This window comes from Acinetobacter equi (assembly GCF_001307195.1).
Taxonomy (GTDB): domain Bacteria; phylum Pseudomonadota; class Gammaproteobacteria; order Pseudomonadales; family Moraxellaceae; genus Acinetobacter; species Acinetobacter equi.
On record NZ_CP012808.1, the window covers coordinates 2,927,299 to 2,940,853 of the forward strand.

The window sequence follows — 13,555 nt, forward strand, 5'->3', positions numbered from 1 at the left end:
TAGACTCTTCTAAATTTAGCAATGAATGCTCATATTTATAAAAGATGGAGTCATGTATGACACAGCACTACGACACAGATGTCCTAATTATTGGTACAGGACCTGCAGGCTCAACGCTTGGTTTATCCTTAGCAAATTATGGTATTAAGGTACAACTTTTTACTCAATTTAGTTGGTTAGCTAATAGTCCACGTGCACATATTACCAACCAACGTGCGATGGAAGTATTACGTGACTTAGGTATAGAAGAACAAGTCAAAGAAATTGCAACCCCTTGGGAGCAAATGGGTGAAAGCCTCATCACCACTAGCCTTATTGGTGAAGAAATTGCTCGCTTAAGTGCTTGGGGTACAGGTGATGAACGCCATGGTGATTATATTAAAGGTAGTCCTTGTCCATTGGTAGATTTAATTCAACCCAAAATGGAAGCACTCTTAGTTAAAAATGCAGCCGAACGTGGTGCAATTTATAATTTTAATACAGAGTATTTATCACATATTCAAGATGAGCATGGTGTTACCGCAACTTTTTTAAATCGCATAACCAATACAGAATTTAATTTACGCGCCAAGTATCTTATTGGAATGGATGGAGCAAAATCTAAAGTTCTTGAACAACTTGATTTACCTTTAGAAGGCATCATGGCACGTGCAGGAACAGTCTATGTCACCTTTAAAGCAGATCTACAAAAGTATGTACAACATCGTCCTGCCATCTTGCAATGGATTGTAAATCCAGAAGCCAGTTTTGGTGATTTAGGTATGGGCTTACTACGTGCTATTACCCCATGGAATGAATGGATTATGGGTTGGGGCTTTGATATTTCTAAAGGTGAGCCACAAGTGACCGAAGAACAAGTTCGTGCACGTTTAGATGCCTTTGTTGGTGAGCATATTGAAGATGTCGAAATTCAAAAAATTTCCTATTGGTATGTGAACCAAACATGGGCAACGAAATATTCAAAAGATCGCGTATTTTGTGGCGGCGATGCTGTACATCGCCATCCACCTTCAAGTGGTTTAGGTTCAAATACCTGTATGCAAGATGCTTTTAATTTAGGATGGAAACTCGCATATGCAATTAAAGGGTGGGCAATCTCCTCTCTACTTGACTCTTATACACTTGAGCGTGCACCAGTCGGTAAGCAAATTGTGGCACGTGCCAATCAATCTCGTTTTGACTATAAACACCTCAAAGACGTATTTGGCTTTGATCAAGGTATAACTACACAAAAACAAATGCTTGAACGTATTTTTGCGGAAGATGATCAAGGTTCTAAAATTCGTGAACAATTATTTAAGGCTTTAGAAATTAAAAATTTTGAATTTAACGCTCAAGGTGTTGAGCTTAACCAACGCTACCAATCCAATGCTGTGATTTCAGAATCTATTCCTGAAGTGTTCGAAAAAGATGAACAGTTATATCTTCAAGCTACTACACGTGCTGGTGCAAAAGTTCCACATACATGGTTAATTAATGCCAAAGGGCAAAAGCAATCTACTTTAGATATTACAGGTAAAGGTCGTTTTACTTTACTCACTGGACTTTCAGGTAAAGGTTGGAAACAAGCAGTTGAAACATTAAATCTTCCTTATTTAGATGTGATCCAAATTGGTTCCCGTGATTATCGTGATGTTTATGGTACTTGGAATATAAAGTCGGAAATTCATGAATCTGGTGCTGTCTTAGTGCGCCCAGATGGTTATATTGCTTGGCGTTATCAAGATAGTACCAATATAAACTTTGACTATGAAAATACCTTAAAAGCAGTATTAAAACAGATTCAATTGATTCTTTAAAAACTAGAAAAGACCATCATTAGATGGTCTTTTTTTACGCAATTAAGAAATAACCTGCAATTAAAAATAGGATTTGAAGGCTGGCTACAAAAGCGAATAACTTCCAGCCTTTTTGCCTCAACTCGTGCTTGTTCAGTATCATTATTGTTTTGATCATATCATCACCTCATACCTGAGCTAAAACGAATATGTTTTGTAACTTACCTTTGATCACATTATTTATTGCATAAGAATTAAGCATAAATATACTGACTTCTATATAAATGCAAATATCAAACCAAGTCTATGACTAAGATGTTTCAAAATAAAAAAGCCACCTTTAAGGCAGCTTTTAAAAAATTAAATCATTAACAAATATATGCTAATTCACCAATACATAAACTTAATTGATTACACATTCTTTTATGAAAAGTGAATTTGTATTTTTCCCTACCATATTTTGATTTAAGTCATAGAGTTGAATAGATTTTGATACAAGCTCAACGCGAGGTGAAACCAAAGTATTTAAAGATTCATTTACCTGTTGCTTAAATGTTTCCAACATAGGAAATGCAGGATTTAAATATGTTTCAGTAAAACTATGCCCCAACATATCGCGACCATGATTATTTCCAAAAATATTATAAACAGAAATTGCATGTGTATTTGCAGGTACACTACCGACCAATCTTAAACCATTAATGACTAGATCCTGATTTGCCAATATATGCGGACCATTAACAATTGGTGATGCTGGTGCAACATGCACAATTTTAATGTTATCCGCTGTTATAGATTTCAAACTATAATGATATGCATTATTTGCAAATAAATTACCTTGAGAATGTGGAACAAATAATATTTTTTGTGTTTTAGCAATCCAACCATCAATTGTATTGCGATGCTCTTGATAATTTTCTTGTGTAGGTGGATCTGCCAATAAAGTCGTCAAATCACGAATTGCTTTTGCCTCTAACACCTGAGTAAATTGATTTGCCCAACCGAGCAATTCTCTGACTTGACTCGTAATACGATTTAAAAATGTTCCTTGACCTGTCAAAATTGGAAAAAATAGCTCATAACGCCCTGCTAAGGCTTGCTGTTCTTTCAATCGTTGTTCAAATGTTTCTACAAAGTCTTCAAAGCCATTAGTGTAGTTATATAATTTTTCATATTGAATATTTGAACCATTCTGGGTTGTATTTCCAATATGTCGATTAATTTCCCATAAGTTAATATCTGCATCTTGTACGGTATTATTCACACCATTAAAAAAAGCAAGAACAGTATCACCACTGTTATTACAATTTTCCTCTAAATCTTGTAAAGGACTTGCAACTAGAGATGTACTCACCAAAACTGAAGCAGATAACAATAGATTTAATAATAATTTAGTCATCACATAAATCTCCCTTTGGTAGACTTAATACAGTGCCATCAAGTGCTTTACTCATTTCCAAATGTGCAACTAAACGCTCTTTTGTATTTGTGGTTAATGAAATTAAATCTTTCACAACATTTTTTGCTTCAACAGTATCTTCCATTGGAAACTGTTGATAAATACAACCAATCGCACGTGACTGATTATTTGAAACTTGCTTTAAAGCTTCAATATCAGTTTTATCTGCATTAAGACCAAGTTGAATAGTAGATGCTAACTGTTCAACAGCTTTACGTTTATGAATCTCTGTATATTCTTTAGCTATATATTCTTCGATATCATCTCGAATATGATTATTATTCAAATCTATACCTTCAATCGAAGTACTTCGATCTAAAACTGGTAATTCTCCATTCCTCTCCATCTGCTGAATTATTTCTGAAGAGGTTTTTTCTTGTTGATTCGGAGTGTTTGAATTATTTTGACTATCTTCACCACCACAGCCCAAAAGGCATAGTGTGGTCGTGATTGATATAATTATTTTTTTCATAAAAATTCCGTAGTTACTTAATATTATTAACTTATTAAATTGAACTAAATGTACTATTTATTCTTTAGAATTGTTGAATAAACTGTTTAATTATATATTAATATTCACATGAAAAATAATATTTAAATACATAAAATATAAATGCATAAACAATATATTTAAGCTCATTGAACTAAGTTTTTTAAAATCAAATATCTACAAAAAAAGGGTGCTTAAGCACCCTTTTCTTAAATAAATTAATTAACCAATAAACTTACGTGCATTACGGAACATACGTAACCATGCACCATCTTGATCCCAATCTTCAGGTTTCCAAGAATGCTGAAGCGCACGGAAATTACGTTCAGGATGCGGCATCATAATCGTTGCACGACCATCTTTAGACGTTACCCCTGAAATTGCTTCAGGCGAACCATTCGGATTCAATGGATAATGTTGCGTTGGATTACCCAAGCTATCTACATAGCGTAAAATCACTTGATCATTTGCATTTAGAGTCGCAATTTGTTCAGCACTTGCAACAACACGCCCTTCACCATGTGCAACAGCAATTGGAAGAATCGCACCGTCCATACCTTCAAGTAATACAGAATTTGATTTTTCAACACGTACGTTTACAGCACGTGCTTCAAACATTTCAGAAGTATTACGATGGAAACGAGGCCAAGCATCAGCACCAGGAATGAGTGGTGCAAGTTGTGACAACATTTGACATCCATTACAGATACCTAAAGAGAATGTTTCTTGACGATTAAAGAATTTCTCAAATTGATCACGTAATTTGGCATTAAATAGTACTGATTTAGCCCAACCACCGCCTGCACCTAATACATCACCGTAAGAGAAGCCACCACACGCCACTAAGCCTTCGAAATCATCTAGGCTAATACGACCTGCAAGTAAATCACTCATATGTACATCGACAGTATTGAAGCCAACTTTGTCGAATGCAGCCGCCATTTCAACATGACCATTTACGCCTTGTTCACGTAAAATTACCATACTTGGACGACGTTCATTAATATATGGTGCTTCAATTTCTTCATTCAAATCGAATGTTGGTACAGCAATTAAACCTTTATGGTTTTTATCTGTAATCAATGCAAATTCTTGATCTGCTGTTTCAACATTGTCACGTAAACGTTGAATCTGATGAGATACTTCAGTCCAAGCGACTTGAAGATCACTACGATCAAGACTTAAACCATTAACAGTTAAGCTATCTGTATCGTTTACAGTACCAATTACCGCAATGGCATCTTTCAATGTAGATGCTGCAACTTCAGCTTCAAGTACTGCCCAATCTGCTTTAGAGATTTGCAATACCGCACCAATTTCTTCAGCAAATAAACTTGCTGTAGATTGATCTTCTAATGCCACACCTAAGCGTGAAGCAAACATCATTTCTGCAACAGTCGCAACCAAACCACCATCACCAATGTCGTGATACGCTTTGATAAAGCCACGGTTGTTCCAGTCTTGAACCAATGCAAAGAATGCTTTGAAATCGTCAAAGTTATCTACATCAGGAGTCACAGAACCAATTGCTTTATACACTTGCGCCAAGATCGAACCACCAAGACGGAATTGACCTTTAGATAAATCAATACGTACAAGTACAGATTCTAAGTTTTTAAGTTCAGGAGTAAGTGTTTTACGTACATCTGTTACAGGTGCAAATGCTGTGATTACGCCAGACATTGGAGAAGTCACAGATTTGTCGATGCCGTCATCATTCCAAGTGGTACGCATAGATAAAGAATCTTTACCTACAGGAATTGCAATACCTAAAGCAGGACACATTTCCATACCGATGGCTTTAACACCTTCGAATAATGCTTGGTCTTCACCTTGTTGACCTGCAGCCGCCATCCAGTTTGCAGACAATTTAATGTCACTGATTTGATCAATTTTTGCAGACATGATGTTTGAGATTGATTCAGCAACAGATAAACGTGCTGATGCAGCAGGATTTAACAATGCTACAGGTGGACGTTCACCCATTGCCATTGCTTCACCTGTGTAACCCACAAGACTTGTTGTCGTTACCGCAGCATCTGCAACAGGAACCTGCCATGGACCCACAAACTGATCACGAGCAACCATACCTGTAATCGAACGGTCACCAATGGTAATTAAGAACGATTTAGATGCAACAGTTGGGTTCTTCAAAACACGATAAATTGCATCTTTAAGGTCTGTTACCTTTTCTGCTGTGAAGTCATCACCTTTACGCTCAATTGTTTCATATGAACGGCTCATGCGTGGTGTACCACCAAGCATCACTTGCATTGGCATATCCACAGCTTTGTTTTCAAACAATGGATCTTCAACAGTTAAGTGACGTGCTTCAGTCGCTTCACCCAATACCGCAAACGGACAACGTTCACGTGCACAAAGTGATTCGAACAATTCAAGCGATGATGGACGAATTGCCAATACATAACGTTCTTGCGCTTCATTCGACCAAATCTCCATTGGAGACATGCCTTTTTCAAGCGATGGAATTTTACGAAGATCAAGAATTGCACCTAATTCATGGTCGTTCACAAGTTCAGGCATTGCATTTGAGATACCGCCCGCACCTACGTCATGTACAGATACGATTGGGTTGTGATCTTCCATTCTCCAACAAGCATCAATAACTTCTTGGCAACGGCGTTCCATTTCTGGATTTTCACGTTGTACAGATGCGAAATCTAGGTTCTCACCTAATTTACCGCTATCGACAGAAGATGCTGCACCACCGCCTAAACCAATAAGCATTGCAGGGCCACCAAGAACGATGAGTAAATCGCCCGGTTGGATTGCATCTTTTTCTACATGGTCAGGACGAATGTTACCGTAACCACCTGCAATCATAATTGGCTTATGGAAGCCTTTTACATCGCCATTTACATTTTGTTCAAATGTACGGAAGTAACCATTTAATGCAGGACGACCAAATTCATTGTTAAATGCTGCACCGCCCAATGGTCCTTCAATCATAATTTGAAGTGGTGATGCCATACGTGAAGGTTTACCGTAGTTTTCTTCCCAAGGTTGTTCAAAACCAGGAATATTCAAGTTAGAAACAGTAAAGCCTGTTAAGCCTGCTTTTGGCTTACCACCACGACCTGTTGCACCTTCATCACGAATTTCACCACCAGAACCTGTCGCTGCACCTGCAAATGGTGCAATTGCTGTAGGATGGTTATGAGTTTCCACTTTCATTAAGATGTGAGCAGCTTGACTCTTATATTTATAAACGTGTTGACCGTTTTCTTCTTGAGTCGGATAAAAACGTTGCGTATCAAAACCAACAATAACTGATGCATTATCTTTATAAGCAGATAATACATCTGTAGGTGATTCTTTATACGTATTTTTAATCATTTGGAACAATGACAATGGTTGTACTTCACCATCAATTGTCCACTCTGAACCAAAGATTTTATGACGACAATGTTCAGAATTTGCTTGAGCAAACATCATCAATTCAATATCGTGTGGATTGCGACCAAGCTTAATAAATGCTTCTGTTAAATAGTCAATTTCTTCATCAGATAAAGCAAAACCAAATTCTGAGTTAGCTTTAACTAATGCATCTTTACCTTGACCTAAAATATCAATGCTATTTAAAGGCTTTGGTTCCGTTTCAGTGAATAATGCTGCTGCATCATCAATATGATTAAAAACACTTTCAGTCATACGATCATGCAGAACTTGTTTTACTTCATTCGAAACTTCTTTTACGCCCTTTAAAATAAATAAAACACCGCGTTCAAGTCGTTGAACCGGTGTATTACAATTCGCGAAAATATCTGTCGCTTTAGAAGACCACGGAGATATTGTTCCTATTCGTGGCGTGACTAAAATCTGGACTTCATCACTTGCAGCTTGGTTTAATTGATAGCTATGACCATCATTTAATAGCTGTAAAGCAGATTGTTGCTGTTGCTCGTCTAGCGGTTGATTAAACAGATAGACCCATTGGCTTTCTATTGATTGGACTGAACTAATTGACGCTAAGCGTGCTAATAGTTGAGTTTTCTTAAAAGTAGAATGTGCGGGTGCACCGGCCACGATAAACATGCTGATTTTGGCTCCACGGGATGGTCTTAAAACCATGCCACAATGTGACTTTGAAGAGAGTGCGTATTCTACTTCGATTTATAGAAATCGGCTAGATGAAAAAACAGATTTATCTTGCTTAATTCAGCATGTTTTCTTTAAAAATTCTTTATTTTTCACATAAAAAAATTGAATGCTTATGAATTAACCTGTATACACAAGCATCTAAATCTGTAATTTTAAAGGAAATAAATATTCAAAAAATTACATTACACTAATTTATAAAAACAGATAAAAGGCTCTTTAATTATCAAAATTAAAAAGCCTTTTATTTAAAGAACTTTAAATCATTATTTTTCAAGATCTTTAATCAAATGTAAAATAGCTTTACCTGCTAAAGTTAAACTATTTGTATCAATAATATCTATTGTATCGCACTCTTTATGATAACAAGGTGCAAACTCTAGCTCATCTCCATTTAATTTTTCATTAAAGAATGTAAGAGACGTTACTGGGACTTTCCCTATAAAAGCAACAGTATCACTTGCTGTAATAATAGAAATATCTTCTTTCATTGCCACATTTTGTTCTTTCGCAAATGCTTTTAAACTATTTTCTAAAGCAATATCTTCAGGATGTGAAGGAATAGCTCTCAATCCTTCTAACAGCGATGTATATTCTTCTTTTTTAACGCCAAGCTCTTTCAACATTTTTTCCATTTCATTAATAGATGATTTATCTGCATCAATGATTTGCATTGTTGGATCTTTTGTTCCCACCATATCAACATTGATATACGCTTTTATATTTTTAAGTTGCTCATGGCTTAATGATTTTACAAAAGCTTGAGAACCTGCAATACCGACTTCTTCAGAATCCCAAAATGCAAAATAAATGGTCGATTTTAATTTAGTTTTAGATTCTTTTAGCTGTTGAATTAGCTCTAACAATAATACAACACCTGAAGCATTATCATTAATCCCAGCACCAAACTCGACTGAATCGTAATGAGCGCCAATAACAATAATTGGATTATTCGAGGACGCCCCCTGCATTTTAACAATAATATTCTGCCCTGTTACATCATCTCTATTTTTAAATGTTTGAACTTCTGCGCGATATCCCGTTTTTTTAATTTGCTCTAGAATATATTCTCCGCTAGCTAAACCACCTGCTGTTCCTGTTGCACGATTATGATCATTCTCATCAGCAATTTTTTGAAAAGCTTGTAGATGTTGCATCATCTTTTGGCTATTCAATTGTATTTCTGGTGCTACAACTTTTTCTTCTTGAACAACTTTTGGTTTTTGCTCCTCACTTTTTTGACATGCTGTCATTGTAAAAGCACAGCTCATCGCCAATGCAGATAAAACCGAAATACGTTGAATATGATTCATAATTGTTCCCTTTATTTTAAGAAATTAAGGTGCTAAAAAGTAATTATTGGAATGACATTTTTAGCTTTATATAATGTGATAATTATTACATTTTTATTAGCCTATGAATAATAAATAAACGTGATTTTAATGATTTATTTTTTCTTCCAACTTTATAAGACACTTTATGTCGCACTGCCATAGCATGACTTTTTATTCTTTGGCATGATAGATAAAAATGAAAAGAGTAATGAAATAAAATGCAAATGAGATGGTTAGAACTTTTATCTACAGTCCGATTAGGTCGTAAAACACATAACAATGAACCTGCTCGCAGTCCTTTTCATAAGGATTATGATCGTATTATATTTTCACAAAGTTTCCGTCAACTAAATCGTAAAACGCAAGTTCATCCACTTACTCAACATGATGGTATTCACACTCGCCTTACACATTCACTAGAAGTTTCATGTATTGGTCGCTCATTAGGTATGCTTGCTGCCGAAAAAATTAAAGATGAACTCCCTGCATGGATTTCACCTGCCGATGTCGGTGCAATTATTCAAGCTGCCTGTTTAGCACATGATATTGGCAATCCACCTTTTGGTCATTCTGGTGAATACGCTATTCGTGAATGGTTTGATGATGTTTCTCATACAAATTTCTTACAAGATTTAAGCCCAGAACAAGAGGCAGATTTACGCCAATTTGAAGGCAATGCACAAGGCTTAAGATTACTCACTAAAATTGATTATCACCCTAATGATGGTGGTATGCGTCTCACTTATGCAACTTTAGGAGCTTATTTAAAATATCCTTGGCTTTCAAAAACCATTGAATCGCAAGGCGATATTCCTGCAAGCCGTCGTGCTAAATTTGGGTGCTACCAATCAGAAAAACAAATCTTGCTGCAAATTGCTGAACAGCTTGGTTTAATTCAATTAGGTGAAAACCATTTCTGTCGTCATCCTTTGACTTATTTACTCGAAGCTGCTGATGACATGTGTTATGCCCTCATTGACTTAGAAGATGGGATTACCCTCAATATGCTGACCTATTCAGAAGTTGAACCAATTTTCCTAGATTTAATTGGTGAATATGGCATTCCATCTGAACTTAATATGCAAAATACAACATGGCAACAAAAAATAGCCGCTTTACGTGGCCGTGTTATGAAGCGTTTGGTCGACGAAGTTACGACTGCTTTTGCAAAACAACATTGGCAAATTTTATCGGGTCAACTGCAAGGTTGCTTGTTAGATTATTGTGCACCTGATATTTCAACAGGTATTCAACGTGCAAAAGAATTAGCACGTATTAAAATTTTTGAACATCCTCAAAAAGCAGGTTTAGAAATTATTGGACATCAAAGTTTACAAACAATTTTAGATGCTTTTATTCCGCTTACGACACCACGTAAAAACTTAAACTTTAAAGAACAACGTTTAATGGCAATTTTGCAACGTTCGGGTGCTTATTTTGAAGATGATCATTATGAAAATATTATGCAAGTTTTAGATATTATAGCGAAGTTTTCAGATCATCAAGCTTATCAACTCTCTCAAGAATTAAGAGGGAATAAAGTAGGATTAATTTAAATCCAAATAACCGAGAGTAAATTGTATAAAACCTAGACGTAATATTAGAAATATTGTGAAAGCAATTTTGCGTTTAATACAAATGCCCTCTAATATTCAACCATCAATAAAAAAGTGACACATATTCATGATCGGATGTTTAATTGGCGAAGTTCTCGCATTAGAAGCACCAACAGTTGTTTTAAATGTGAATGGTGTGGGATATGAAGTAGATACCCCACTTTCAACTTTTTGCCAACTCCAAAAAGGACAAAAAATCACACTATGGACACATTTAGCTGTCCGTGAAGACGCTCAATTACTTTATGGCTTTTTAGATGCACGAGAAAAATCAATTTTCCGTACTTTATTAAAGGTAAATGGCGTTGGCCCTAAAATGGCTTTGGCTATTCTTTCAACCTTAAGTACAGAAATGCTCATTCATACTGTAGAAAATGAAGACGTAAATACTTTAGTTAAAGTTCCTGGTGTAGGTAAAAAGACCGCTGAACGCTTAATGATTGAATTACGTGATCGTTTTAAAGCAATGGCATCTACAACACCAACAAGTAACGCCACAACAGAACAAATTCAATTTACAGGTAATTCTGCCGTTGCAGAGGCTGAAGCTGCTTTACAATCTTTAGGTTATAAACCTTTGGAAGCACAAAAATTAATTAATGCGGTAAAAGCAGACCTAACTGATGCAGGTGAAATTATTCGAGCTGCATTAAAGTCAATGAATCGATAAAACAAAATAAACTCAATAGTTAACCGATCATAAGATCAATGTTAGCTATTGATCAGAAGAGTAAATATATTCTTCATCCAACAAAAGATTTTTGTTATTTTTGATCTTTCAAAAGTAAAATATCACCTATGCAAAAATCTTAGGTTTCAGATCCATCATTTTGAGGTTGTATAAAATCAGCAACTCAAAGGATCACTAAAAACTGTGGTAATTAACCGTTATGCAAGACCGTCTTATCAGTGGTTCTGAAAAACCAGAAGATCATTATGATCGTGCCATTCGCCCAACTTCATTGGATGACTATATTGGTCAGCCTGTCGTACGCGAACAAATGGAAATTTTTATTGGCGCTGCACGTGGACGTGGAGAAGCACTCGATCACACGCTCATTTTTGGTCCCCCAGGTTTAGGTAAAACTACACTTGCCAATATTATTGCCCGCGAAATGGGGGGTAATTTAAAATCTACATCTGGTCCAGTTTTAGAACGTGCAGGCGATTTAGCAGCCATGCTAACCAATCTTGAAGAAGGTGATGTTTTATTTATTGATGAAATTCATCGTCTTTCTCCTGTAATTGAAGAAATTCTTTATCCTGCAATGGAAGATTACCAACTCGATATTATGATTGGTGAAGGTCCAGCAGCACGCTCAATCAAACTCGATTTACCACCATTTACCTTAGTTGCTGCAACGACTCGTGCAGGCCTACTCACCTCACCTTTACGTGACCGTTTTGGGATTGTGCAACGTCTTGAGTTTTACTCTGTAGATGACTTGACACATATTGTGTCTCGTTCAGCAAACTTAATGGATGTTCCAATGACCGATGATGGTGCAAAAGAAATTGCCCGTCGTGCGCGTGGTACACCGCGTATTGCCAACCGTTTATTACGTCGTGTACGTGATTATGCACAAGTTAAAGGAACTGGCGAAGTTACTCAAGAAATGGCTCAACGTGCATTAGATATGTTAAATGTCGATAAAGATGGATTAGACACTTTAGACCGTCGCTATTTATCTATGCTACTTGAACGTTTTGATGGCGGACCTGCGGGTGTAGAAGCATTAGCAGCGGCAATGGCAGAAGATTCCGGTACTCTAGAAGATGTGATTGAGCCTTATTTAATTCAGCAAGGTTATGCTATGCGTACAGCACGTGGACGTATTGCAACAAATATGGCGTATTTACAATTTGGACTAACGCCACCAGAACCAAAGGACAAATAATCAAAAAGGGAGAGAAATCTCCCTTTTTACTTCAGATAAAAGCAAACATCATTTAAAATTAGACCATAGAAAACCAAATATACGACTAACAATGCTATTAGAAATTCAAATTTTAAATAAAATTCAACAGCAATACAAAGAACTGATTGCTCATCCTCATAAAATTCAGAATATTCGTAGAAATATACCAATTTCAGACTTTTCATATGATGAAAGATTATTTTTAGACGATCTATTATTAGATTCTGAATACGTAAATTTATTACTCACCATAACATTTAAGGATTTATTAAATAACGTAGATATTGAACTTAAAGATGACACAACATACTTGGAAATAATTAAGCAAAATCCAAGTAATTTTGCAATTTCAAAAATCACATTCAATATTATTGATGGATTTCTTTGGTTGAATTTATATTTTCAAGAAGACATAGAGTCATTAGTCAAAAATTTTTCTGAGCAAAATCAAAATGACAAAAATAAAAAAATATTTTTTTCAATTCTTTCAATTATCAGTATATTACTATGTGTATACATGATCAGCACCGCACACATTTGGTCATCAACATTATATATTTATATGATTATTATTGTTGGAAGCCTATCATTTCATTATCTTTGGAACACGTATGTACCTAAATCAAAAAAACGGCAAGAAGCCATTTATAATGAAAGAAAATTTTATGTTCAAGAATATCTTACCGCTCATCTAAACAACTATATTAACGACTATTTAAGACTTGATGAAAAAGTGAAGGAAGAATAAAAAGCTATCATGATCATCATTAGAAAATCTAAGATTTAAAAATAAGAAGACCTAGAAATTTAAAGATATTTCAAATAAAATTTTATAAGAAC

10 protein-coding genes are annotated in these 13,555 nt (G+C 35.6%); 5 read left to right on the forward strand and 5 right to left on the reverse strand.

Annotated features, from left to right (window positions below):
• Positions 1 to 56 precede the first annotated feature (56 nt).
• On the forward strand, positions 57 to 1,799 hold the full coding sequence (locus AOY20_RS13805) for an FAD-dependent oxidoreductase (protein WP_054582409.1): 1,743 nt from the start codon (positions 57 to 59) through the stop codon (positions 1,797 to 1,799).
• Positions 1,800 to 1,833: 34 nt separating this feature from the next.
• Here AOY20_RS13805 and AOY20_RS15065 read toward each other — a convergent pair whose 3' ends face one another.
• The 5 genes from AOY20_RS15065 to AOY20_RS13825 all read right to left on the reverse strand — a co-directional run bounded on the left by AOY20_RS15065 (position 1,834) and on the right by AOY20_RS13825 (position 9,159).
• Positions 1,834 to 1,956 (reverse strand): KGW motif small protein, encoded by a 123-nt coding sequence (locus AOY20_RS15065; protein WP_252100455.1) that lies wholly within the window; start codon positions 1,954 to 1,956, stop codon positions 1,834 to 1,836.
• Between the two features lie 225 nt (positions 1,957 to 2,181).
• Positions 2,182 to 3,177 carry a hypothetical protein gene (locus tag AOY20_RS13810; RefSeq protein WP_054582410.1) on the reverse strand — a complete coding sequence of 332 codons (996 nt, stop codon included), beginning with the start codon at positions 3,175 to 3,177 and terminating at the stop codon, positions 2,182 to 2,184.
• Positions 3,170 to 3,709 carry a hypothetical protein gene (locus AOY20_RS13815; protein ID WP_054582411.1) on the reverse strand — a complete coding sequence of 180 codons (540 nt, stop codon included), beginning with the start codon at positions 3,707 to 3,709 and terminating at the stop codon, positions 3,170 to 3,172. Before AOY20_RS13815 ends, AOY20_RS13810 begins: the two co-directional genes overlap by 8 nt.
• 240 nt (positions 3,710 to 3,949) lie before the next feature.
• Entirely contained in the window at positions 3,950 to 7,783 is a 3,834-nt protein-coding gene (purL, locus tag AOY20_RS13820) for a phosphoribosylformylglycinamidine synthase (RefSeq protein WP_054582412.1), read from the reverse strand.
• Positions 7,784 to 8,112: 329 nt separating this feature from the next.
• Positions 8,113 to 9,159, reverse strand: a complete 1,047-nt coding sequence (locus tag AOY20_RS13825; protein WP_054582413.1) for a M20/M25/M40 family metallo-hydrolase — start codon at positions 9,157 to 9,159, stop codon at positions 8,113 to 8,115.
• Positions 9,160 to 9,398: 239 nt separating this feature from the next.
• Between AOY20_RS13825 and AOY20_RS13830 the strand changes: the two genes are divergently transcribed.
• The 4 genes from AOY20_RS13830 to AOY20_RS13845 all read left to right on the forward strand — a co-directional run bounded on the left by AOY20_RS13830 (position 9,399) and on the right by AOY20_RS13845 (position 13,463).
• On the forward strand, positions 9,399 to 10,736 hold the full coding sequence (locus tag AOY20_RS13830; protein ID WP_054582414.1) for a deoxyguanosinetriphosphate triphosphohydrolase: 1,338 nt from the start codon (positions 9,399 to 9,401) through the stop codon (positions 10,734 to 10,736).
• 127 nt (positions 10,737 to 10,863) lie between these two features.
• Positions 10,864 to 11,466, forward strand: coding sequence for a Holliday junction branch migration protein RuvA (gene ruvA / locus AOY20_RS13835; protein ID WP_054582415.1), 603 nt, complete (start codon positions 10,864 to 10,866; stop codon positions 11,464 to 11,466).
• Positions 11,467 to 11,686: 220 nt separating this feature from the next.
• Positions 11,687 to 12,694, forward strand: a complete 1,008-nt coding sequence (gene ruvB, locus AOY20_RS13840) for a Holliday junction branch migration DNA helicase RuvB (protein WP_054582416.1) — start codon at positions 11,687 to 11,689, stop codon at positions 12,692 to 12,694.
• A 91-nt stretch (positions 12,695 to 12,785) separates the two neighbouring features.
• The gene (locus AOY20_RS13845) at positions 12,786 to 13,463 is read left to right on the forward strand and encodes a hypothetical protein (RefSeq protein WP_054582417.1); all 678 of its coding nucleotides are present in this window, start codon (positions 12,786 to 12,788) and stop codon (positions 13,461 to 13,463) included.
• Positions 13,464 to 13,555: the final 92 nt, after the last annotated feature.

Excerpts from the sequence above, each read along its gene's own strand:
- AOY20_RS13830 (WP_054582414.1), top strand. The coding sequence starts at position 9,399 with ATGCAAATGAGATGGTTAGAACTTTTATCTACAGTCCGATTAGGTCGT.
- AOY20_RS13805 (WP_054582409.1), top strand. The coding sequence starts at position 57 with ATGACACAGCACTACGACACAGATGTCCTAATTATTGGTACAGGACCT.
- AOY20_RS13825 (WP_054582413.1), bottom strand. The coding sequence starts at position 9,159 with ATGAATCATATTCAACGTATTTCGGTTTTATCTGCATTGGCGATGAGC.
- purL (WP_054582412.1), bottom strand. The coding sequence starts at position 7,783 with ATGTTTATCGTGGCCGGTGCACCCGCACATTCTACTTTTAAGAAAACT.
- AOY20_RS13810 (WP_054582410.1), bottom strand. The coding sequence starts at position 3,177 with ATGACTAAATTATTATTAAATCTATTGTTATCTGCTTCAGTTTTGGTG.
- AOY20_RS13845 (WP_054582417.1), top strand. The coding sequence starts at position 12,786 with ATGCTATTAGAAATTCAAATTTTAAATAAAATTCAACAGCAATACAAA.
- AOY20_RS15065 (WP_252100455.1), bottom strand. The coding sequence starts at position 1,956 with ATGATCAAAACAATAATGATACTGAACAAGCACGAGTTGAGGCAAAAA.
- ruvA (WP_054582415.1), top strand. The coding sequence starts at position 10,864 with ATGATCGGATGTTTAATTGGCGAAGTTCTCGCATTAGAAGCACCAACA.
- AOY20_RS13815 (WP_054582411.1), bottom strand. The coding sequence starts at position 3,709 with ATGAAAAAAATAATTATATCAATCACGACCACACTATGCCTTTTGGGC.
- ruvB (WP_054582416.1), top strand. The coding sequence starts at position 11,687 with ATGCAAGACCGTCTTATCAGTGGTTCTGAAAAACCAGAAGATCATTAT.